Source organism: Myceligenerans pegani (assembly GCF_014892515.1).
GTDB lineage: Bacteria > Actinomycetota > Actinomycetes > Actinomycetales > Cellulomonadaceae > Myceligenerans > Myceligenerans pegani.
Genome location: NZ_JADBGR010000054.1, coordinates 64,134 through 85,119, shown reverse-complemented (window position 1 = coordinate 85,119; position 20,986 = coordinate 64,134). Strand labels below are relative to the sequence as shown.

The 20,986-nt window shown below is 74.6% G+C and carries 21 protein-coding genes and 1 riboswitch; of the genes, 19 read left to right on the top strand and 2 right to left on the bottom strand.

Features of this window, described 5'->3' with window-relative positions; all coding sequences use genetic code 11:
* The first annotated feature begins 336 nt into the window (after positions 1 to 336).
* The 9 genes from mihF to IIE03_RS04460 all read left to right on the top strand — a co-directional run bounded on the left by mihF (position 337) and on the right by IIE03_RS04460 (position 10,365).
* A complete protein-coding gene (mihF, locus tag IIE03_RS04500; protein ID WP_123814648.1) occupies positions 337 to 648 on the top strand; it encodes an integration host factor, actinobacterial type in 312 nt (103 codons plus the stop codon).
* Position 649: 1 nt separating this feature from the next.
* Positions 650 to 1,315 (top strand): guanylate kinase, encoded by a 666-nt coding sequence (gene gmk / locus IIE03_RS04495; RefSeq protein WP_192861607.1) that lies wholly within the window; start codon positions 650 to 652, stop codon positions 1,313 to 1,315.
* Between the two features lie 140 nt (positions 1,316 to 1,455).
* Complete coding sequence (gene rpoZ / locus IIE03_RS04490) at positions 1,456 to 1,785, top strand: DNA-directed RNA polymerase subunit omega (RefSeq protein WP_192861544.1); 330 nt, start codon at positions 1,456 to 1,458, stop codon at positions 1,783 to 1,785.
* A gap of 46 nt (positions 1,786 to 1,831) precedes the next feature.
* Entirely contained in the window at positions 1,832 to 3,169 is a 1,338-nt protein-coding gene (locus IIE03_RS04485) for a bifunctional phosphopantothenoylcysteine decarboxylase/phosphopantothenate synthase (RefSeq protein WP_192861543.1), read from the top strand.
* 112 nt (positions 3,170 to 3,281) lie between these two features.
* The gene (gene metK, locus IIE03_RS04480) at positions 3,282 to 4,496 is read left to right on the top strand and encodes a methionine adenosyltransferase (protein WP_192861542.1); all 1,215 of its coding nucleotides are present in this window, start codon (positions 3,282 to 3,284) and stop codon (positions 4,494 to 4,496) included.
* 107 nt (positions 4,497 to 4,603) lie between these two features.
* The gene (locus tag IIE03_RS04475) at positions 4,604 to 6,997 is read left to right on the top strand and encodes a primosomal protein N' (RefSeq protein ID WP_318842798.1); all 2,394 of its coding nucleotides are present in this window, start codon (positions 4,604 to 4,606) and stop codon (positions 6,995 to 6,997) included.
* Positions 6,994 to 7,722: an HAD family hydrolase gene (locus IIE03_RS04470; protein WP_318842797.1), complete on the top strand. Its 729-nt coding sequence runs from the start codon at positions 6,994 to 6,996 to the stop codon at positions 7,720 to 7,722. Before IIE03_RS04475 ends, IIE03_RS04470 begins: the two co-directional genes overlap by 4 nt.
* A gap of 58 nt (positions 7,723 to 7,780) precedes the next feature.
* Positions 7,781 to 8,758 (top strand): methionyl-tRNA formyltransferase, encoded by a 978-nt coding sequence (gene fmt, locus IIE03_RS04465; RefSeq protein WP_192861541.1) that lies wholly within the window; start codon positions 7,781 to 7,783, stop codon positions 8,756 to 8,758.
* On the top strand, positions 8,755 to 10,365 hold the full coding sequence (locus tag IIE03_RS04460; RefSeq protein WP_192861540.1) for an RsmB/NOP family class I SAM-dependent RNA methyltransferase: 1,611 nt from the start codon (positions 8,755 to 8,757) through the stop codon (positions 10,363 to 10,365). The genes fmt and IIE03_RS04460 overlap by 4 nt, the downstream gene beginning before the upstream one ends.
* Positions 10,366 to 10,370: 5 nt before the next feature.
* Here the strand turns inward: IIE03_RS04460 and IIE03_RS04455 are convergent, their stop codons facing one another.
* Complete coding sequence (locus IIE03_RS04455) at positions 10,371 to 10,919, bottom strand: DUF421 domain-containing protein (protein ID WP_318842796.1); 549 nt, start codon at positions 10,917 to 10,919, stop codon at positions 10,371 to 10,373.
* Positions 10,920 to 11,066: 147 nt separating this feature from the next.
* Between IIE03_RS04455 and rpe the strand changes: the two genes are divergently transcribed.
* From rpe to IIE03_RS04420, 7 genes are all read left to right on the top strand, one after another.
* Complete coding sequence (gene rpe, locus IIE03_RS04450) at positions 11,067 to 11,729, top strand: ribulose-phosphate 3-epimerase (protein ID WP_192861539.1); 663 nt, start codon at positions 11,067 to 11,069, stop codon at positions 11,727 to 11,729.
* A 64-nt stretch (positions 11,730 to 11,793) separates the two neighbouring features.
* Positions 11,794 to 11,929: riboswitch (FMN riboswitch) on the top strand.
* A gap of 157 nt (positions 11,930 to 12,086) precedes the next feature.
* Positions 12,087 to 12,809: a riboflavin synthase gene (locus IIE03_RS04445; RefSeq protein ID WP_192861538.1), complete on the top strand. Its 723-nt coding sequence runs from the start codon at positions 12,087 to 12,089 to the stop codon at positions 12,807 to 12,809.
* On the top strand, positions 12,806 to 14,251 hold the full coding sequence (gene ribB, locus IIE03_RS04440; RefSeq protein ID WP_192861537.1) for a 3,4-dihydroxy-2-butanone-4-phosphate synthase: 1,446 nt from the start codon (positions 12,806 to 12,808) through the stop codon (positions 14,249 to 14,251). The genes IIE03_RS04445 and ribB overlap by 4 nt, the downstream gene beginning before the upstream one ends.
* Positions 14,248 to 14,799: a 6,7-dimethyl-8-ribityllumazine synthase gene (gene ribH / locus IIE03_RS04435; protein WP_192861536.1), complete on the top strand. Its 552-nt coding sequence runs from the start codon at positions 14,248 to 14,250 to the stop codon at positions 14,797 to 14,799. The genes ribB and ribH overlap by 4 nt, the downstream gene beginning before the upstream one ends.
* An 11-nt stretch (positions 14,800 to 14,810) precedes the next feature.
* On the top strand, positions 14,811 to 15,074 hold the full coding sequence (locus tag IIE03_RS04430) for a phosphoribosyl-ATP diphosphatase (protein ID WP_192861535.1): 264 nt from the start codon (positions 14,811 to 14,813) through the stop codon (positions 15,072 to 15,074).
* A gap of 149 nt (positions 15,075 to 15,223) precedes the next feature.
* A complete protein-coding gene (gene hisG, locus IIE03_RS04425) occupies positions 15,224 to 16,072 on the top strand; it encodes an ATP phosphoribosyltransferase (RefSeq protein WP_192861534.1) in 849 nt (282 codons plus the stop codon).
* Between the two features lie 86 nt (positions 16,073 to 16,158).
* The gene (locus IIE03_RS04420) at positions 16,159 to 16,677 is read left to right on the top strand and encodes a PH domain-containing protein (protein ID WP_318842795.1); all 519 of its coding nucleotides are present in this window, start codon (positions 16,159 to 16,161) and stop codon (positions 16,675 to 16,677) included.
* On the opposite strand, the gene IIE03_RS04415 is transcribed toward IIE03_RS04420, so the two are convergent.
* A complete protein-coding gene (locus tag IIE03_RS04415; protein WP_225997237.1) occupies positions 16,619 to 18,772 on the bottom strand; it encodes a DEAD/DEAH box helicase in 2,154 nt (717 codons plus the stop codon). The genes IIE03_RS04420 and IIE03_RS04415 overlap by 59 nt on opposite strands.
* Before the next feature lie 330 nt (positions 18,773 to 19,102).
* Between IIE03_RS04415 and IIE03_RS04410 the strand changes: the two genes are divergently transcribed.
* The 3 genes from IIE03_RS04410 to IIE03_RS04400 all read left to right on the top strand — a co-directional run bounded on the left by IIE03_RS04410 (position 19,103) and on the right by IIE03_RS04400 (position 20,984).
* Positions 19,103 to 19,675, top strand: a complete 573-nt coding sequence (locus IIE03_RS04410) for a CDP-alcohol phosphatidyltransferase family protein (RefSeq protein WP_192861533.1) — start codon at positions 19,103 to 19,105, stop codon at positions 19,673 to 19,675.
* Between the two features lie 155 nt (positions 19,676 to 19,830).
* Entirely contained in the window at positions 19,831 to 20,655 is an 825-nt protein-coding gene (locus IIE03_RS04405; protein WP_192861532.1) for a DUF881 domain-containing protein, read from the top strand.
* Complete coding sequence (locus tag IIE03_RS04400; protein ID WP_123814609.1) at positions 20,652 to 20,984, top strand: small basic family protein; 333 nt, start codon at positions 20,652 to 20,654, stop codon at positions 20,982 to 20,984. Before IIE03_RS04405 ends, IIE03_RS04400 begins: the two co-directional genes overlap by 4 nt.
* Positions 20,985 to 20,986: the final 2 nt, after the last annotated feature.

The following is a 20,986-nucleotide window of genomic DNA, read 5'->3' as shown; positions in this document are numbered from 1 at the left end:
GCCCCCGGGCTCGCGCCGTCCCCGGCCGGCCGTGGCCATACCAGGCGCCGCCATGCCCGGCGTCCGGGAAAACCCGTACCACGTGACGGACATCACACTCCCGCCGTACCCAGGAGGGTTGACACGGCGGCGACCAGGACTTTTGGCGCATTCTACATACCCTTTACGGTGAAATGCTCTTGATGGGATGTTCGGCAGACGTGAAGGGTTGCGGAAATGTGCGCCACGCGGGGGGTTCTGGATTGCCGACCAGGGAAGTCATGACTACTTTCGATGCAGCAGTCTCGAAAGACCCACGGACGGGCCAACCGTCCACAACCTGAGTAGGTGACTTGCGTGGCACTCCCTCCCCTCACCCCTGAGCAGCGTGCAGCCGCACTCGAGAAGGCGGCCGAAGCCCGTCGTGTGCGCGCCGAGATCAAGAACAAGCTGAAGTACTCGCAGGGCTCCCTCAAGGAGGTCATCGAGAAGGGCAGGACGGACGACGTCGTCGGCAAGCTCAAGGTCGTCTCCCTGCTGGAGTCCATGCCCGGAGTGGGTAAGGTGAAGGCGAAGGCGATCATGGAGGAGATCGGGATCGCCGAGACGCGCCGCGTGCGCGGCCTGGGGCCGCACCAGTCCGCGGCCCTGATCGAGAGGTTCGGCTGAAATTTCCACCACAACCCCCGCCCGGCTGACAGTCCTGGCCGGGCCGACGGCAGTCGGCAAGGGGACCGTCTCCGCGGACGTGCGTGAGCGGTACCCGCAGGTGTGGCTCTCGGTGTCGGCGACCACCCGGTCGCCACGCCCCGGCGAGGTGGACGGCGTCCACTACCGGTTCGTGAGCCACGACGAGTTCGACCGCCTCGTCGAGGCCGGCGAGATGCTCGAATGGGCCGTCGTCCACGGGAAGAACCGCTACGGCACACCACGCGGCCCCGTCGAGGAGAAGCTCGAGGCCGGTGTGCCGGTGCTCCTGGAGATCGACCTCCAGGGCGCACGGCAGGTGCGCGAGGCCGTCCAGTCGATGGACGGCCTCGACGCATGCTTCGTGTTCCTCGCCCCGCCCAGCTTCGCCGAGCTCGAACGCCGGCTCGTCGGACGCGGCACCGAGGGCCCCGAGGAACGCGCACGCCGGCTGCGCACCGCGCACGTCGAGCTCGCCGCCGAGAGCGAGTTCGACGTCACGATCGTCAACGACGAGGTGCACCGCGCCACGGACGAACTCATGTCCGTGATGCTCTGCGCTCCCGGCCCGCCGGGCTCCGCCCCCGCGGGCATCCCTGCGTCGCGTCCGCGCGTCGCCGCGACCCGGCCGGCGGCCGGGGACCGGTGACCCCTCAGTACGTGCCCGCCACGCGTGATCGGCGCCCGTTCCGGCGCCGGACCCCGCCCCGCCGTGTCGGCGGTCGTGCGGGCAGGTAGACTGGCCCGCGGACTTTTCCCCGTAACCCCCGAACTTCCTGGAGCTGCATCATGGCTGGATCCGTCGCACGGCCCGAGGGCATCACCGACCCGCCGATCGACGAACTGCTCGCCCACACCGAGTCGAAGTACGGCCTCGTGCTGTACGCCTCCAAGCGGGCCCGCCAGATCAACGCGTACTACTCCCAGCTCAACGAGGGCCTGCTGGAGAACGTCGGCCCCCTCGTCGAGGCGCGCAACCAGGAGAAGCCCCTGTCCATCGCGATGCGCGAGATCAACCAGGGCCTCCTGACCATCGAGGAGGTCGACCCCGCCGAGGTGGAGGCGCGCAAGCAGGCCGAGGCCGAGGCGGCCCAGGCGCTGCCCGAGTTCCCGGGCTGAGCCGCCGGCACCCCGGCCACCCGAGCCCGACACACCGAGGCCACGCATGCGGATCCTGCTGGGCGTCAGCGGCGGCATCGCCGCCTACAAGGCCGTCCTCCTGCTGCGCCTGCTGCGCGAACAAGGACACGCGGTCCGCGTCATCCCCACCGAGGCGGCACTGCGGTTCGTCGGCGCGCCCACCTTCGAGGCGCTGTCCGGCGAGCCCGTGACCACTGAGGTGTTCGACGACGTCCCCGGCGTGCAGCACGTCGCCCTCGGACAGGGCGCCGACCTGATCGTCGTCGCACCCGCCACCGCCGACCTGATCGCGCGCGCCGCGGCCGGCCGCGCCGACGACCTGCTCACCAGCACCCTGCTGGCCGCCCGCTGCCCCGTGGTCATGGCCCCCGCCATGCACACCGAGATGTGGGAGCACCCGGCCACCCGCGCCAACGTCGCCACCCTCCGCGAGCGCGGCGTGCACGTCATCGAGCCCGCCAGCGGCCGGCTCACCGGCAAGGACAGCGGCCCCGGGCGCCTGCCCGAGCCCGAGGACATCGCGCGCCAAGCCCTGAGCGTCGCCGGAAGGCGTGGCGAAGACGGCGGAGCGCGAGGAACGAGTGCCCCGGCGGCGGAGCCCGGCGACGCGGGAGACCACAGCCTGAGCGTCGCCGCGACGCGCGACCTGGCCGGGAGGCACGTCGTCGTCTCCGCCGGCGGCACCCGCGAGCCCATCGACCCCGTACGCTTCATCGGCAACCGGTCCAGCGGCAGGCAGGGCGTGGCCCTGGCGGCCGCCGCCGCCGCGCGCGGCGCCCGCGTCACCCTTGTGGCCGCCAACGTCGACGACTCCGTCCTGCGGGACCTCCCGGCCGCGAACCGCGCGGAGGGACCCGGCGCGGCAGAGTCCGCGGACGGTGTCGCCGTCGTCCACGTGGGCTCCACCGCGGAACTGGCCGACGCCGTGCACGCGGCCGCCACCACCGCCGACGTCGTGGTGATGGCCGCCGCCGTCGCCGACTTCCGCCCCGAGAACACCCCGGACGCGAAGATCAAGAAGGTGCCCGGCCGGCCGCCCGAACCGATCCGCCTCGTGGAGAACCCGGACATCCTCGCGGGACTGGCCCGCGAGCGCCGCCACGCGGGCCAGGTCGTGGTGGGTTTCGCCGCGGAGACCGGGGACGCGGCCGGGGACGTGCTGCAGCACGGACGCGAGAAGGCGCGGCGCAAGGGCGCCGACCTGCTGGTGGTGAACGCGGTGGGACGGGACCGGGGGTTCGGTGCGGCATCGAACGAGGTGACCGTGCTGGACGGGGCGGGCGAGGTCGTGACGCGGGCCGCCGGGTCGAAGCGCGTCGTGGCCGACGCCGTGTGGGACGCGGTCCTGAAGACACGGCCCTGAGACACGGCCCGGAGGGCGTGGGCGGAGCTCACAGGGCCGGCGGCCCGCGGGTGAGCGGTGTCTCATCCCTCGGATGTCGGCATTCGCGTGCTGAGACCGTAGTCTGGTGTCCATGAGTGATCTGCGTCTGTTCACCTCGGAGTCCGTGACCGAGGGGCACCCGGACAAGGTGTGCGATCAGATCTCCGACGCGATCCTGGACGCCCTGCTCGAGCAGGATCCCGCCTCGCGGGTCGCGGTGGAGACGATGGTGACCACCGGGCTCGTGCACGTGGCGGGCGAGGTGACCACCGAGGCCTACGTCGAGATCCCGCAGATCGTGCGGGACGTGGTGCGGGAGATCGGGTACACGTCCAGCGCGATCGGGTTCGACGCGGACTCGTGCGGCGTGTCGGTGTCGATCGGTCAGCAGAGTCCGGACATCGCGCAGGGCGTGGACAAGTCGCTGGAGGGCCGGGACGACTCGTCCGGACCAGGGCTCGAGAGGGATCCGCTGGACGCGCAGGGTGCGGGCGACCAGGGGCTGATGTTCGGCTACGCGTCGGACGAGACGGCCTCGCTGATGCCGTTGCCGGTGTGGCTGGCGCACCGGCTCTCGGAGCGGCTGGCCGCGGTGCGCAAGTCGGGGGAGCTGCTGGGGCTGCGGCCGGACGGCAAGACGCAGGTCACCATCGGGTACGACGGCGATCGCGCGGTGGCGGTGGACACGGTGGTGCTGTCCACGCAGCACGACCCGGACGTCGTCCAGGAGAAGCTCACCCGCGAGATCGCGGAGAAGGTGATCGGGCCGGTGCTGGCCGCTGCCGCGGCCGAGTCCGGCCTGCGGGTGGCCGACGCCCGCCTGATCGTGAACCCCACCGGCAAGTTCGTCGTCGGCGGGCCGCAGGGTGACGCGGGCCTGACGGGCCGCAAGATCATCGTGGACACCTACGGCGGCATGGCGCGGCACGGCGGCGGGGCGTTCTCCGGCAAGGACCCGTCGAAGGTGGACCGGTCGGCCGCGTACGCGATGCGGTGGGTGGCGAAGAACGTGGTCGCCGCCGGGCTCGCGCGCCGGTGCGAGGTGCAGGTGGCGTACGCGATCGGCAAGGCGCACCCGGTGGGCCTGTACGTGGAGACGTTCGGCACCGAGACCGTGCCGCCCGCGCGCATCGAGGCCGCGATCCGTGAGGTGTTCGACCTGCGGCCGGCCGCGATCACGCGCGACCTGGACCTGCTGCGCCCCATCTACCGCCGCACCGCCGCCTACGGGCACTTCGGCCGGGACCTGCCGGGCTTCACGTGGGAGCGCACGGACCGGGTGGAGGCACTGCGCGCGGCGGTGTGATCCGCGACGCCGGTTCCGGCCGTCGTCCGGTGGCGGCCGCGTCCCCGGGTCGGCGCGCGCCGCGGCGGCCCTCGTCCGTGTCCGTCACTCGTGGTGGGATAGCACCCGTGGATCAGGACGTGCTTCCCGGGCTCGGCGGGGCCGCCGTGCCGGCGGCCCCGGGCGAGGGCGCGCGGTCCGGCGGGAAGGCAGCCGGAAACACCGCGGGGAAGGCGGCAGGGAAGGCGACGAGCGAGGCCGGCGGCGTGCCGATCGCCGCGACCCTGCCGGTGGCGCGCGTCGCCCTGGACCTGCAGCCCGCGCACCTGGACCAGCCGTACGACTACCTCGTCCCGGCATCCATGGACGAGGACGCGCAGCCGGGCGTACGCATCAAGGCGCGGTTCGGGCGGCAGGAGGTGAGCGGGTTCGTCCTCGCCCGGCTCGCGCAGAGCGACCACGAGGGGCGGCTCGTGCCCCTGAAGCGCGTCGTGTCCGGCGAACGGGTGCTGACCGCACAGGTCCTGGAACTGTGCCGGGCGGTGGCCGCCCGGTACGGCGGGACGCTCGCCGACGTGCTGCGGCTGGCCGTGCCGCCGCGCCACGCCCGCGTGGAGCAGGAGGCCCCGGTCACCCCACCCGGCCGCCACGACGACTCCACCGACGACGGCAGCGACGACGGCGAGACCGGCGACGACGACCCCGGCGGCAGTCACAGCGGCAGTGACGGCGAGGCAGACGGCGAGGAGCCGGACGTCCCGGCAGCGGAGTGGTTTGCCGGGGACTGGTCGACCGACCCCGGCGGCACGGGCACCTCGGCCTGGGCTCCCTACCAGGGCGGAGAGGCGTTCCTGCGGCGCGTGCTGGGCGGGGACGCGCCGCGCGCCGTGTGGTCCGCACTGCCCGGCGTGGACGACACCCGTCCCGCCGGCGACGCGGACACCAGCGGCACGGACGCGCCCGGCCCGGCGGGCACGCCCGTGCCGCGCTGGGCGACGGCCGTGGCGGCCGCCGTCACCGCGTGCGTCGCCGGCGGCAGGGGAGCGCTCGTCGTCGTCCCGGACGCGCGCGACGTCGCCCGCGTCCGCGCCGCCCTGGACGCGGCGGGCATCCCCGCCGGGCCCGGCGGGCACGTGCGACTCATCGCCGACGACGGCCCCGCGCCCCGCTACCGCGCCTACCTCGCCGCCCTGCGCCGCCACGCGCCCGTCGTGGTCGGCACCCGGGCGGCCATGTTCGCGCCGGTGCGGGACCTGGGGCTGGTGGTGCTGTGGGGCGACGGCGAGGAGACGCTCGCCGAGCCGCACGCCCCCTACCCGCACGCACGTGACGTCCTTGCGATCCGCGCCACGCAGGCCGGCGCCGCGTTCCTGCTCGGCGCGCCCGGCCGCACCGTCCAGGCCCAGGCGCTGCTCGCCACCGGGTGGGCACGCGAGCTCGCCCCCGCCCGCGACACCCTGCGCGCCTACACGCCTCGCGTGCGGGCGCTGACGTCGGTCGAGCTCGCCCGTGACGGCGCCGCGGCCGCCGCCCGCCTGCCGTCCGTGGCCTGGCGTGTCGCGCGCGAGGCCCTCCGGCACGGCCCGGTGCTCGTCCAGGTGCCTCGCGGCGGCTACCTGCCCGTCGTGGCCTGTGCCCGCTGCCGCACCGCCGCCCGCTGCGAGGCCTGCCACGGCCCGCTCGGCCTGCCGCGTGCCGACGCGTCCCCGCAGTGCACCTGGTGCGGCCGGATGGCCGGCGGCTGGTCGTGCCCCGAGTGCGGATGGACCGGGCTGCGGTCCGTGCGCGTCGGGTCCGCCCGCACCGCCGAGGAACTCGGCCGCGCGTTCACCGGCGTCCCGGTACGGCTCTCGGCGGCCTCCGCGCCCTCCGGCGTGGTCGACACCCTGCCGGGCGCCCCCGCACTGGTCGTCGCCACCCCCGGCGCCGAACCCGTCGCCAGGGGCGGCTACACCGCCGTGCTGCTGCTCGACGCCGCGGTCATGTCCGGCGGCACGCACCTGGCCGCCGGGACCGAGGCGCTGGGCCGCTGGCTCGCCGCCGCCGCCCTGGCCCGGCCCGACGGCCAGGTGCTGCTCGTCGGCGACGGCGCCCCCGGCCCCAGCCAGGCCCTCGTGCGCTGGGACCCCGGCGGGTTCGCCGCCCGCGAGCTCGATGAACGCGCCGCACTCGGCCTGCCGCCCGCCGTCCGGGTCGCCGCCGTCACCGGCGACCGGGAGGCCGTCGCGGCCGTCGTCGAACGCGTCGGTCTGATGGGGGAGAACGTGCTGGGCCCCGTCGAGATCGACGAGCCCTCGCCCGCCCGCCGCGGCGGCACCGGGGCGCCGAAGGGCGACCGGACCGCGCCGGCCGGCGCGCAGGACGCGCTCGACGTGGCCCGTCCCGTGCGGACCGTGCTGCGCGTGCCGCTCGACCAGGGCGACGAGCTCGCGCGGCGGCTGCGCGCCTCGATGGCCGTACGATCGGCGAGGCGAGAACGCGGCATTGCCCGCACCAGGATGGACCCCGAGGAGATGCTGTGAGCCGGAACCCGACCGAGAACCCCGCCACGCCCCGCAGCGGCACCACCCATGACGCGACCGGGCACGACGCAACCACCCACGACGCAACCTGGCAGGGCGTCATCATCGAGACCGTCGTCCTCGACTTCGGGAACGTCCTGGTCGGCTGGGACCCCTACGCCGCCTACGCGAACCACACCGACGCGTCCGGCCGCGCCTGGACCGCGGCCGACGTCGACGCGTTCTTCGACGAAATCGGGTTCGCCGCCCTCAACCACGAGGCCGACGCCGGGCGGCCCTTCGCGGACATCGTCGCCCAGCTCGAGCGCACCCACCCGCACCGGGCCGCCGACCTGACCGCCTACGTCGACCACTACGCCGACACCCTCACCGGACCCGTCCCCGGCTCCGAGACCCTCGTGAAGGACCTCGCCGCCCTCGGACTGCGCCTGTACGGGCTGACGAACTGGTCCGCCGAGACGTTCCGGCACGCCGAGCCCGCCGCCCCCGCGATCGGGCTGCTCGACGGCGTCGTCGTGTCCGGCCGCGTCGGGCTCGCGAAACCGGACGAGCGCATCTACGAGCTCCTCGCCCGCCGGTTCGACGTCGATCCGGCGCGCGCCGTCTTCGTCGACGACAAGCAGGAGAACATCGACGCCGCCCGCAGCTGCGGCTTCCACGCGATCCGCTTCACCGACACCGACGCGACACGCCGGCACCTGCGAGCGCTGGGCGTCGCGGTCTGACCGGCCGGCGCTCGCCCTACCCGCGGCGCCGCGTTTCGCCCGCACCTAGACTGTTCCGGTGCGCCTCCTGTTTGCCGGAACCCCCGAACCCGCCGTCGCCTCGCTCGAGGCGCTGATCGCCTCCCGACACGAGGTGGTGGCCGTGCTGACCCGCGCCGACGCGCCGTCGGGCCGGGGCAGGAAGCTGACCCCCAGCCCCGTTCGGGTCCGGGCCGAGGAAGCCGGCGTCCCCGTCCTCACCGACCAGCCGCGCGGTGCGGAGTTCCTCACCACGCTCCGCGACCTGGACGTCGACGCCGCACCCGTGGTCGCCTACGGGCACCTCCTGCGGCCCGACGTCCTCGCCGTCCCGCGCCTGGGCTGGGTCAACCTGCACTTCTCCGTGCTGCCCGCCTGGCGCGGCGCCGCGCCCGTGCAGCACGCCGTCATCGCCGGCGACGAGGTGACCGGCGCCACCACCTTCCTCCTCGACGAGGGCATGGACACCGGCCCCGTGCTCGGCACCACCACCGAATCGATCCGGCCCACCGACACCGCCGGCGACCTGCTGCACCGCCTCGCCGACTCCGGCGCCGAACTGCTGGTCCGCACCCTCGACGCCCTCGAGGACGGCAGCCTCTCCCCGCGACCCCAGCCCGCCGACGGCGTCTCCGTCGCCCCCAAGCTCACCCCCGCCGACGCGGAGATCCGCTGGGACGTGCCCGCCCTCGCGATCGACCGCAGGATCCGCGGCTGCACCCCCGCACCCGGCGCATGGACCACGCTGCCCGACGACGGCGGTGGCGTGCCGGGCGCAGCCGCGCGCCTCGGCCTCGGCCCGGTCACCCTCGTCCCGGAGATCACCGACCTCGAGCCCGGCCGGGTCCGCGCCGAGAAGAAGCGCGTCCTGGCCGGCACCGCCACCCACGCCGTCGCACTCGGCGAGGTCCGGCCACCGGGAAAGAAGCCCATGCCGGCCCCGGACTGGGCGCGCGGGGCCGGGCGCGCGCTGATCGACGCCGGGCTCGTCCTGGGCGGATCGGAGGTCCGGGCGTGAACGGCGGGCAGCACGGCGCAGGCGGAGCCGGACACGGCCGGCACCACCACGACCGCCACCAGGACCGCCGTCGTCCCGACCGCGAGGACGACCGCCGCGACTCGCGCGGACGGCAGCGGTCGGCCGCCCGGTCCCGGGGCGAGCGGTCCGCCTCCCGGCAGGCGCCCGGGCAACGCGCCAAGCGCACCGACCCCGCACGCACCGCCGCCTTCGACGTGCTGCGCGAGGTCGACGAGTCCGACGCCTACGCCAACCTCGTCCTGCCGCCCCTGCTCGCCGACCGCCGCATCCGCGGCCGCGACGCCGGGTTCGCGACCGAGCTGACCTACGGCACGCTGCGCATGCGCGGCCGCTACGACGCGATCCTGGCCGACTGCGTGGACCGGCCGCTGGACGAGCTCGACCCCGCGGTGCTCGACGTGCTGCGCCTGGGCACGCACCAACTGCTCGGGATGCGCGTGCCGTCCCACGCCGCCGTGTCGGAGACCGTCGCACTGGCGCGAGGGAACGTGGGCACCGGCCCGGCGCAGTTCGTCAACGCGGTGCTGCGCCGCGTCTCGGAGGCGGGCCCGCAGGAGTGGCTGGAGCGGATCACGGCGGGGGCCGCGGACGAGCTGGCCGCGCTCGCCGCGGTGGAGTCCCACCCGCTGTGGATCGCGCGCTCGCTGCGCGAGGCGCTGGCCGGTCACGGCCGGGACCCGGGCGAGATCGGCGCCCTCCTCGCCGCCGACAACGCGGCGCCGCGTGTGACGCTGGTCGCGCGGCCGGGCCTGGCCGACGTGTCCGACGACGACGCCTGGCACGACGCCGACCTCGTCCCGGGCCGCTGGGCGCCCACCGCGCTCGTGCTCGACGGCAACGACCCCGGCACGGTCCCCGCCGTGCGCGACGGGCGCGCAGGCGTGCAGGACGAGGGATCCCAGCTCGTCACCCTCGCGCTGGCGGGCGTGCCGCTGGGCGAGACGGCCGGTGGCCGGCCCGAGCGCTGGCTCGACCTGTGCGCCGGCCCGGGCGGCAAGTCCGCGCTGCTCGCGGCGCTGGCCGCGCAGCGGGAGGCGACGCTCGTCGCCAACGAGATCCAGCCGCACCGCGCCCGCCTCGTGGAGCGGGCCCTGGCGGCGATCCCGGACGGCGTCGTGGAGGAGGTACGTATCGGCGACGGCCGCGACGTCGGCACCGACGAGCCCGGCGCCTACGACCGGGTGCTCGTGGACGCGCCCTGCACCGGCCTGGGCGCGCTGCGCCGCCGCCCCGAGTCCCGCTGGCGCCGCACGCCCGCGGACCTCGCGACCCTCACCGGGCTGCAGCGCGAGCTCCTGGGCTCCGCGCTCGACGCTGTCCGGCCCGGGGGAGTGGTCGCCTACGTGACGTGCTCCCCGGTGCTGGCCGAGACGCAGCTCGTGGTCACGGACGTGCTGCGCAGGCGCGACGACGTCGAACGCCTGGACACGCCGCAGGCGGTGCGCTCCGTGCTGCGCACCGCGCCGGATGGGACGACGCCGGACCTCCCGCTGCCGTCCGGCGACTCGGCCCGCGACGACGTCCAGCTCTGGCCCCACGTCCACGGCACGGACGCGATGCACCTGACCTTGCTGCGCAGGCGCTGACCGGCCTACGCCGTCGTCCTGGCGCGCACCGCGTCCGGGACGAGCTCCGCGCCGTCCACGCCGTCGAGCAGGAACGGGGAGACCGGTTCGCCACGGCGGACGACGCTGATGGTGCCCGACGGCTCCAGCACCGCCATCGCGACCTCGTCCGTGTTGCGGATCCCGGCCTGCCGCAGCCGGCCCGCCAGCTCGTGCCGGGCGATGCGGCAGCGCCGCAGATTGCGCTCCACGACCTCGGGCCCCGCCATCAGCACCACCGGCCGGGTGGTGATCGCACGGGCCCCCCAGCCGCGGATGCGGCTCGTCACGAGCTGGCACGCCGCCAGGGTCGCGAGCGCCAGGACGCCGCCCGCGAGCCGGGGAGCCTCGCCCAGGGCGGCGCGGCCCATGATCGAGCCGATCCCGATGATCGCCGCGAGGTCGAAGGCCGACAGCCCGGCCAGCATGCGCTGTCCGAGCAGCCGCACCAGCACCACGAGCGCCGCGTACATGCCCACCGTCGCCAGCACGACGGCCCCCGCCTCGAGCGGCGAGATCCCCAGGAGTTCTGTCACGACACGGGATTGTGCCGTGCCGGGGATCCCGGCGGGTAGTCCGCGCGCGGACGTCGGACGCAGGCAGGCCGCTGGAGCGGGGGGCCTGCCCCGCCGCGCCCCTGCACCGTCACGTCGCGTTCCCGCGCCCGCCATAGGCTTGGCCGCATGAGCGCCCTCATCGCACCGAGCATCCTGTCGGCCGACTTCATGAACCTGGAGAGCGAGCTGCAGCGCATCGCCGACGCCGATTTCGCGCACGTGGACGTGATGGACAACCACTTCGTGCCCAACCTGACCCTCGGCCTGCCCGTGTTCGAGCGACTCACCAAGGTGTCGCCGGTGCCCGTCGACGCGCACCTGATGATCGAGGATCCCGACCGCTGGGCGCCCGCCTACGCCGAGGCCGGCGCCGCGTCGGTGACGTTCCACGCCGAGGCCGCCCAGGCGCCCGTGCGGCTCGCCCGGGAACTGCGGCGCCTCGGCTCGCGCGCGGGCGTCGCGCTGCGGCCCGCGACACCCGTCGAGCCGTTCCTCGACCTGCTGTCCGAGGTCGACATGATCCTCGTGATGACGGTCGAGCCCGGGTTCGGCGGCCAGTCGTTCATCGAGGGCACGCTGCCCAAGATCCGGCGCGCCCGGCAGGCCATCGGCGAGTCCGGCCTGGACGTGTGGGTGCAGGTCGACGGCGGCATCTCCCGCGACACGATCGACCGCGCCGCCGACGCCGGCGCCAACGTGTTCGTCGCCGGCTCAGCGGTCTACGGCGCCGACGACGTCGCGCAGGAAATCGCCACCCTCCGCGCCCTCGCCTCCCGCCATCTCCACTGAGACGAACGACACTCCCGGGGCGGCGGTGGGCTGTGGCATGCTTGCTGGTGCAAGCAGTACGCAACTACGTGCTCCGGGGTCGGTGCAATTCCGAACCGGCGGTGACAGCCCGCGACCCGCGCCCTGCCTCACGGCAGGCCGGTTGACCTGGTGGAATTCCAGGGCCGACGGTGAAAGTCCGGATGGGAGGAAGCACGTACGGCCGCGGCGTCCGGCGCACCCCTCCGCGGGGGTGGGTCCACCGTCGTGGCCGGGCACGAGCGTCCGCGACGCCGTCCGGGATTGCGCTCCCGGCCCGGCCGACCGGCATCCTCGGCGAACCCCCGGAGCACCGGAGCTCTGGGAGGGAAACCGCAGATGTTCACCGGCATCGTCGAGGAGACCGGCACCGTCCGATCCCTCGTCCATCCCGACGAGGCGGGCACCGACGCGATCCTCACCGTCGTCGCACCCCTGGCCGCGTCCGACGCGCGACTCGGTGACTCCATCGCCGTCGACGGCGTCTGCCTGACCGTCACCGACGTGTCCGACGACGCGACCACCGGTTCCGAGCACACCCTCGCCTTCGAGGTCATGCCCGAGACCCTGCGCCGCAGCACCCTCGGCGCCCTGAACCCGGCCGCACGCGTCAACCTCGAGCGCGCGCTGCCCGCGAACGGCCGCCTCGGCGGGCACGTCGTGCAGGGGCACGTCGACGGCACGGCCACCCTCGTGGAGCGCCGGCCCGGCCCTCGCTGGGACGAGCTCACGTTCGCGGGCGAGCCCGCGCTCCTGCGCTACGTCGCCGAGAAGGGCTCCATCGCGCTCAACGGTGTCTCCCTGACGGTCACGCACGTCTCCGACCCGGCCGCGCACGACGCCGGACCCGCCGGGCAGGCACGGGGCGACGGGCAGGGCACGTTCGGCGTGTCCCTCATCCCCACCACGCTGGAGGCCACGAACCTCGGCGAGCTCGCGCCGGGCTCGGCCGTGAACGTCGAGGTCGACGTCCTCGCCAAGTACACCGAGCGGCTCCTGACGGCCGCCGGAGCGCGGTCCGCCGCGGACGCTTCCGTCCCGAACCTGGAGGTGCGGGCATGACCGCCGTCGTCCCCGACCGGACCATCCGCACCGGGCCGCCCGCCGACGACCGGCGGCCCGGGAGCTCCGAGCACATCGAACACACCGTCGCCCACGCCCTGGAGGCGCTGCGCGCCGGGCGGCCCGTCCTCGTCGCGGACGACGCGTCCCGCGAGAACGAGGTCGACGTCGTCCTGGCGGCCGTCCACGCCACCACCGAGTGGGTCGCCTGGACGGTCCGGCACACCTCCGGCTACCTGTGCGCTCCGATGCCCGCCGACCGCGCCGACGCGCTCGGCCTCCCGCTGATGTGGGAGAACGGCGAGGACCCGCGCCGCACCGCGTACACCGTGTCGGTGGACGCGCGCGGCGTCGGCACCGGGATCAGCGCGGCCGACCGCGCCCTGACGCTGCGCACGCTCGCCGACCCCGCGAGCACGGCCGCCGACCTCATCCGCCCCGGCCACGTGCTCCCGCTGCGGGCCCGCCCCGGCGGGGTCGCCGAGCGCCCCGGCCACACGGAGGCCTCCGTCGACCTGGTGCGGCTCGCCGGCCTCGACACGGGTACCGGCGCGGTCGCGGGAATCGCCGAGCTCGTCGCCGACGACGGCGCGATGCTGCGCTACGACGACGCGCTCCGGCTCGCCGAGGCCGAGGGGCTGGTGCTCGTGACGGTGTCGGACATCGCCGAGCACCGTGGGCAGCAGCGCCTCGGCGAACCGGCCGGCGAGGCGGCGACGACCCCCGGTGGCGACACGCCGCCGGACAGGCCCCGCGTCGTCCGTGTCGCCGAGGCGCTGCTGCCCACGGTGCACGGCACGTTCCGCGTCACGTCCTACCGCGACACCGTCACGGGCGCCGAGCACCTGGGGCTCGTGCCCGACGCGACAGCTCCCGACACAGTTCCCGACACAGTTCCCGACACAGCGCACGGCGTGACCGGCCTGGCGGACGCCGGCCCCGGGGCGGACGCCGAGGCGCGTCCCGCGCTGGTGCGTATGCACTCGGAGTGCCTGACGGGTGACGCGCTGGGTTCGCTGCGGTGCGACTGCGGTCCGCAGCTGGCGGCGTCGCTGGAGGCGGTGTCGGCGGCGGCCGCGGAGGGCCGGGCGGGCGCGGTGGTGTACCTGCGGGGGCACGAGGGCCGGGGTATCGGGCTGGCGGACAAGATCGCGGCCTACGCGCTGCAGGACGGCGGGCTGGACACGGTGGACGCGAACTCGTCGCTGGGCCTGCCCGTGGACGCGCGCGAGTACGGTGCGGCGGCGGCGATCCTGGGCGACCTGGGGATCGGCCGGGTGGAACTGCTGACGAACAACCCGGCGAAGACCTCGGGGCTGCAGGCGGAGGGGATCGACGTCGTGGGGCGGCGGCCGCTGCAGGTGGGCGCCGGGCCGCACAACGCGGCGTACCTGAGCACGAAGCGGGATCGGATGGGACATCTGCTGGAGGTGGCACGATGAGCGGAGCGGGAGCGCCGGCGCTGACGGTGGACGGCCGCGGGCTGCACGTGGTGGTGGTCGCGGCGAGCTGGCACACGCGGGTGATGGACGGGCTGCTGGACGGGGCGCGGCGGGCGCTGCGGGAGTCCGGGGCGGAGTGGACCGAGATCCGGGTGCCGGGCTCGTTCGAGCTGCCGGTCGCCGCGGCCCGTGCCGCGATGCCGCCCGCCGACGGCGGTGTGCGCCGTCCCGACGCCGTCGTGGCGCTCGGTGTGGTGATCCGCGGTGGCACGCCGCACTTCGACTACGTGTGCCAGGCGGCCACGAGCGGCCTCACGGACGTGAGCGTGCGCACCGGTGTCCCGGTCGGGTTCGGCCTGCTGACGTGTGACGACGAACAGCAGGCGCTGGACCGGGCGGGGCTGCCGGGCAGCCGGGAGGACAAGGGCCGCGAGGCGGTCGAGGCCGCCGTCACCACCGCGGCGACGCTGCGGGACGCCTTCGCCGCGCCCGCCGCCGGGGGCGCGGATGGTGAGACGGCGGCGCCCGCGCGGTCCTCGAGGAACTAGGCTCTCCGGATGTGAAGACCTTCGAGTCCCTGTTCGCCGAGCTCTCCGAGAAGGCTGCGACCCGTCCGGCCGGGTCGGGCACCGTGGCGCAGCTGGACGCCGGGGTCCATGCCATCGGCAAGAAGGTGGTGGAGGAGGCGGCCGAGGTGTGGATGGCCGCGGAGTACGAGTCGGACGAGGCCGCGGCCGAGGAGATCGCGCAGCTGCTGTATCACCTGCAGGTGATCATGCTCGCCAAGGGGCTCACCCTCGAGGACGTGTACGCGCATCTGTAGCGGGACGGCACCGAGCGGGCCCGGCCGCCGCGGCCGGCCCGCCGGGTGCCGCGACCCGCGCCCGGATCACCCCGACGTCCGAGAAGGAAAGCGGGGACCGGCGAGCCTGCTCGCCGGTCCACCGCACGCCTGACAAGGAAACTACAGACATGCTGCGAATCGCCGTCCCCAACAAGGGCTCCCTGTCCGAGCCCGCGTCCGAGATGTTGCGCGAGGCCGGGTACCGGCAGCGCCGCTCGAGCCGTGAGCTGGTCCTCGCCGACCCGGAGAACGGGTGCGAGTTCTTCTTCCTGCGTCCCCGGGACGTGGCCGTGTACGTCGGCGCCGGTACCGTGCACGCCGGGATCACCGGTCGTGACCTGCTGCTGGACTCCGGGGCGGACGCCGTCGAGCATCTCGCCCTCGGGTTCGCGAGGTCCACGTTCCGGTTCGCCGCGCCCGCCGGGACGATGCGCGAGGTGGGCGACATCGCGAGGCGCCGGGTGGCGTCGTCGTACACGACGCTCGTCGCCGACCACCTGGCCAAGCAGGGAGTCGAGCCGGCCGAGGTCGTGCACCTGGACGGTGCCGTGGAGAGCTCCGTCGGGCTCGGCGTCGCCGACCTCATCGCCGACGTCGTGGAGACCGGCAGCACGCTCAAGGCAGCGGGCCTGGAGGTCTTCGGCGAACCGATCCTCACGAGCGAGGCCGTCCTGATCCGGCAGGCCGGCGCCGTGGCGCCGCCCGGCGTGCGGACGCTGACGCGCCGCCTGGAGGGCGTCATCACGGCCCGCTCCTACGTCCTGATGGACTACGTGGTGCCGAACGAGCTGCTGGAGCAGGCCGTGCGGATCACGCCCGGCTTCGAGTCCCCGACGGTCTCGCCGCAGCACCACCGCGACGCGTCGGCGGTGCGGGTCATGGTGCCGCGCGGCGACACCAACCGGGTGATGGACGCCCTGCACGACATCGGCGCACGCGCGATCATCGTGACGTCGATCCACGCCAGCCGGATGTGACCGACGCGCACCGGGGCGCTCCCGCCGGATAGGCTCGGGGACGGACTGGCAGGCCAGTTCACGGACACACTCCGAGGAGACCGCACGTGAGCAACCCGGCGGACGACGACGAGCACCCGGGCGAGCCCGACCACCCGCCGGGCCCGGACCCCTACCGCACGTTCCGCGGCCGGTTCACCACGCCGACGGCATGGTCCATGGGAGTGGCCCTGGCGATCGGGTGCGTGTTCATCGCGCTGGTCGCGGAGGGCCCGGGCGCCGAGAGCGCGGTCAACCGCGTGTCCACCATCGTGATCGGGCTGTTCTTCGCCCTGCTCACGGTCCGGTTCGCCGCCGTGCGCGCCGAACCGGACCCGAAGGGCCTGACGGTCGTGAACTACGTCCGACGACGGCGGCTGGCCTGGGCCGAGATCGTCGCGGTGCGGTTCGGGTCAGGGGACCCGTGGGTCCATCTCGACCTGGCCGACGGCAGCGTGCTCGCCGTCATGGCCGTCCAGCGGGCTGACGGCGAGCACGGCATGAACGAGGCGCGACGCCTCGTCGACCTCATCGCCGAGCACGGTGAGGCCGCTGACCCCGATCCCGGCCACCGTCGCGACGGCTGAAGCCGCGCGGCCGGTCACCGTCGAACCCGTCGCCACCGTCGAACCGCTCGCGGCGGGCCGGGGCACCCCGGTCCACCTGGATGCGCAGCGCCCTGCCGGCCACACGGGCGCGGCCGAGCCGGTCCATGGTCGGCTCGTCGAGCGGGGCGCTGATGTCGACCAGGGAGAACGACCCGAAGATGTCGATCTTGCCGACGTCGGACCCGGTGAGCCCGCCCTCGTTCGTCAGGGCGCCCACGATGCCGCCCGGGTTCACGCCGTGCGTGTGCCCCACGGCGAGGCGGTACCTCGTGCCCTGCCGGCCGTGGTCACGCGGCCCGCGGGCCGGACGGTCCCGGTGCCCGGTGCGCTCGCCCGAACGGTCGTGCCGCTCGGCCTCGTGCGTGGTGCGGCGCGTCGCGGCCGACCTGGCCTGCGCCCGCTCGCGCTCGTACTCCTCCTGCTCCGCACGCAGCCGCGGCCCGTCGTCGCCGACGGCCATCGCCGCGATCGCCGCGGCGATCTGGAGGAGTTCCTCGTCGGGGACGCCGGTGGCTGCCGCGGGCGTGTCCGTGGCTGTGCCCGTGTCCGTGGAGGTGCTTTCCGTGGACGGTGCCGTCGCGTCGCCGGCCACGGTGTCCGTGGCGTCCGTCGCGTCGGCGACGGCGGCCCCGGCCCGCCGCGTGTTCTCGGCGAGGTAGGTGCGCAGCATGTCCGCGTACAGGTCCAGCCGGCCGGCGTCGCGCCGGACGGGGACCTGCTTCAGGAGGGTGGTGAACTTGTGCGCGGACACGTCGCGCGGGGACGGGATGTCGACCTCGTCGAGACGGGTGCGGATGGTGCGCTCGATACGGCGCAGGAGGCTGCGCTCCTGCGGGGTGACGAACGTGAGGGCCTCGCCGGTGCGGCCGGCTCGGCCCGTGCGGCCGATGCGGTGCACGTAGGCCTCGGGCTCGCGCGGCAGGTCGAAGTTCACGACGAGGCCGATGCGGTCGACGTCGAGGCCGCGGGCGGCGACGTCGGTGGCGACCAGGACGTCCAGGGCGCCGGAGCGCAGCCGCTCGACGATCTTCTCGCGGTCCTTCTGCGCGACGTCGCCGGAGATGGTCGCGGCGGAGATGCCGCGCTCCAGGAGCGCGGAGCCCACGTCCTCGGCGGCGCCGCGGGTACGGGTGAACACGATGGCGGCCTCGGCGTCGGAGGTGGCCAGGACGCGCACGAGGGAGCCGGTCTTGTGCCGGAAGGGGACGACGGCGTACGTCTGGCGGACGGAGGTGACGGTGGAGGACTGCCGGGTGACGGCGATCTCGACCGGGTCGGTCAGGTGCTGGTCGGCGACCTTGCGGATCGCCGGGGGCATGGTCGCGGAGAACAGGGCGACCTGCCGCTCGGCGGGCGCGGTGGAGAAGATCTGCTCGACGTCCTCGGCGAAGCCCATGCGCAGCATCTCGTCGGCCTCGTCCAGGACGAGGAACCTCACGTCGTCGAGCACGAGCGACCCGCGCTCCATGTGGTCCATGACGCGGCCGGGGGTGCCGACCACGACATGCACGCCGTCGCGCAGCGCCCGCTGCTGGGGCATGTAGGGGGCGCCGCCGTACACGGGCAGCACCCGGACGCCGGGCAGGTGCGCGGCGAAGGACTCGATGGCGTCGGCGACCTGCATGGCCAGCTCGCGCGTGGGGGCGAGGACGAGCGCCTGCACACGCCCGCGGGCGACGTCGGCCTCCGGGTCGACGGCGGCCAGCAGCGGCAGGCCGAACGCGGCGGTCTTGCCGGTGCCGGTCTGGGCGACGCCGGTGATGTCGCGCCCGTCCAGCAGCGGCGGGATGGCGGCGGCCTGGATGTCCGACGGCGTGGAGAAGCCCAGGTCGCGCGTCGCGGCCAGGAGCTCGGCGGGCAGGGGGAGCTCGTCGAACCGCTGCTCCGCCCCGGTCGCGGTGGCGGCGGGCGTGGAGTCGGTCGCAGAGCTGGTTGCGGAGTCGGTCGTGGTGTCGTCGGTCGTGGCGGCGGGCGCGGGCTCGGTCATCGGGCCGGGCACCGGGTCGCTCACGGCGCCGGTCGCGGGAACGTCGGGGGTTCCGGGCGCAGGGATGGTCAGGGCAGCAACGGGCATGGGGGTATCGAACCGTTCGTCGTCGAGAGGGAGTCCGGACTCGTGGCGCTACGGCGCCCGGTCCCGGCCGCTCACTCGGCGAACACACACTCGCTCCGGCGACTCACGCCGACACGCGCAGAAAGGCGACCAACTCCAGGGGGATCGGGCACCATCCTACGCGGAGGGCACCGGCCCAGGCCAGACGGGCACGGCGTGACGTGCGGCACCACGACCCCGCCCCCGGCCCGGTTCCGGGCCGGGACGCGCCCGGAGACCCTGTGCGGATCCGCAACGATCGGCCCGTAGTATGGCGCGCACGGGAAGAACGGCAGGCATGAGGCGGTGTATGTGTCCAGGGGACAGGAGATCAGCTCGCGCGTTCTCACCGTGCCCAACGCCGTCAGCTTCGTGCGGCTGGCGCTCGTTCCCGTCTTCGCGATCCTGATCGTCGCGCACGAGGACGTCTGGGCACTGGTGGTGCTGGCCGTCTCGGGCGTCACCGACTGGCTCGACGGCGTACTCGCCCGGTCGCTGCACCAGGTCAGCCGTCTCGGGCAGATGCTCGACCCGCTCGCCGACCGCCTCTTCATCTTCGTCACCCTGCTCGGCCTCGCCTGGCGCGAGATCGTGCCGCTCTGGCTGGTGGCGGCGATCCTCGCCCGGGACCTCGTGCTCGCGCTCACCGTCCCCGTGCTCGCCCGCCTCGGCTACGGCACCCTCAACGTCAGCCAGGCCGGCAAGGTCGCGACCTTCGCGCTCCTGTACGCGTTCCCGCTGCTCCTGCTCGCCGAGGCGGGTGGCGCGGTGGGCGCCACGGCGCACGTCGTCGGCTGGGCCTTCACCTGGTGGGGCGTCGCCCTGTACTGGTTCGCCGGATTGCAGTACCTGGCACAGGTGCGCCGACTGGCGGTCCGCGGATGAGCACCGACGAGCGGCACAGCGGAGGGCACGGGCCGAGGAACGAGGCGCGTCCCCGGAGCGGAGCACGAGGAGACGCACGAGGAGACGGCACGAACGGCGCGTCGCCCGGGACCCGGCGCCCTCCCGACGCCTCGATGACCCTCCTCAACGAGGTCATGAGACGCCCGCTCGACCCCGGGTACGCGGCCGCCGCGAGACGCCGGGCCGAGCGCGCCGCGGCCGGCCTGCCCACCGAACCACGCGTCCCCGCCCTCGTGACCGCCATGCTCGTGGCCGTCGGGCTCGGCCTGGTCGTGACCGTCGCCGTCGTCCACCTGCGCGCCCCGCAGCCCGCCGCCACCCAGGCCCGCTCCGTGCTCGCCGACCAGGTCGTCGAGCGCAGCCTGCAGCTCGAGGACCTCACCGACCGGTCCGTCGCGCTCGCCGCCGAGGTCGACGAGCTGGAGCGCGCGGGCACCCTGCCCAGCTCCCTGCGCGAGACCAACGACCTCGACAAGCTCGCCAACGGCAGCACCGCCGTCAGCGGCCCCGGCATCGTGATCACCCTGTCCGACGGCGGGCTCGCGGACGACGAGAGCGACCAGCGCGTGTGGGACACCGACCTGCAGTTCGTGGTGAACGCCCTGTGGGCGTCGGGCGCGGAGGCGATCGCCGTCGGCGGCGAGCGCCTCACCGCCGTCAGCGCCATCCGCAGCGCCGGCGACGCGATCCTCGTCGACCTGCAGCCCCTCAACGGGCCGTCCTACCGGGTCGAGGCGATCGGGGACCCGGAGAAGCTCCAGGTCGAGTGGGCCCGGTCCAGCGGTCCCGCCTTCCTGCAGGTGCTCGGCACGCAAGGCATCGAGTCGGGCCTGGAGAGCGCCGAGGAACTGCACCTGCCCGCCGGCCGGCCCCAGACCCTGCGCTGGGCTGCGGTGCCGGATCAGAACGACCAGAACAACCAGAACGACCAGGACGACACAGCGAAGGACGGAGCATGATCCCAGTCATCGGCCTCGTGGTCGGCGTCGTCGCCGGCCTCATCCTGCAGCCCACCGTGCCGGTGGCGTTGCAGCCCTACCTGCCGATCGCCGTCGTCGCCGCGCTCGACGCCCTGGCCGGCGGCCTGCGCGCCGCCCTGGAAGGAATGTTCGACGACCGGGTGTTCCTCACCTCCTTCCTCTTCAACATCCTCATCGCCGCGTTCATCGTGTTCCTCGGCGACCAGCTCGGCGTCGGCTCGCAGCTGTCCACCGCCGTCGTGGTCGTGCTCGGCATCCGGATCTTCTCCAACGCCGCCTCCATCCGGCGCAACATCTTCAAGGCCTGAAC

Excerpts from the sequence above, each read along its gene's own strand:
- rpoZ (WP_192861544.1), top strand. The coding sequence starts at position 1,456 with ATGGCTGGATCCGTCGCACGGCCCGAGGGCATCACCGACCCGCCGATC.
- IIE03_RS04485 (WP_192861543.1), top strand. The coding sequence starts at position 1,832 with ATGCGGATCCTGCTGGGCGTCAGCGGCGGCATCGCCGCCTACAAGGCC.
- metK (WP_192861542.1), top strand. The coding sequence starts at position 3,282 with ATGAGTGATCTGCGTCTGTTCACCTCGGAGTCCGTGACCGAGGGGCAC.
- rpe (WP_192861539.1), top strand. The coding sequence starts at position 11,067 with ATGAGCGCCCTCATCGCACCGAGCATCCTGTCGGCCGACTTCATGAAC.
- IIE03_RS04445 (WP_192861538.1), top strand. The coding sequence starts at position 12,087 with ATGTTCACCGGCATCGTCGAGGAGACCGGCACCGTCCGATCCCTCGTC.
- ribB (WP_192861537.1), top strand. The coding sequence starts at position 12,806 with ATGACCGCCGTCGTCCCCGACCGGACCATCCGCACCGGGCCGCCCGCC.
- ribH (WP_192861536.1), top strand. The coding sequence starts at position 14,248 with ATGAGCGGAGCGGGAGCGCCGGCGCTGACGGTGGACGGCCGCGGGCTG.
- hisG (WP_192861534.1), top strand. The coding sequence starts at position 15,224 with ATGCTGCGAATCGCCGTCCCCAACAAGGGCTCCCTGTCCGAGCCCGCG.
- IIE03_RS04415 (WP_225997237.1), bottom strand. The coding sequence starts at position 18,772 with ATGCCCGTTGCTGCCCTGACCATCCCTGCGCCCGGAACCCCCGACGTT.
- IIE03_RS04405 (WP_192861532.1), top strand. The coding sequence starts at position 19,831 with ATGAGACGCCCGCTCGACCCCGGGTACGCGGCCGCCGCGAGACGCCGG.
- IIE03_RS04400 (WP_123814609.1), top strand. The coding sequence starts at position 20,652 with ATGATCCCAGTCATCGGCCTCGTGGTCGGCGTCGTCGCCGGCCTCATC.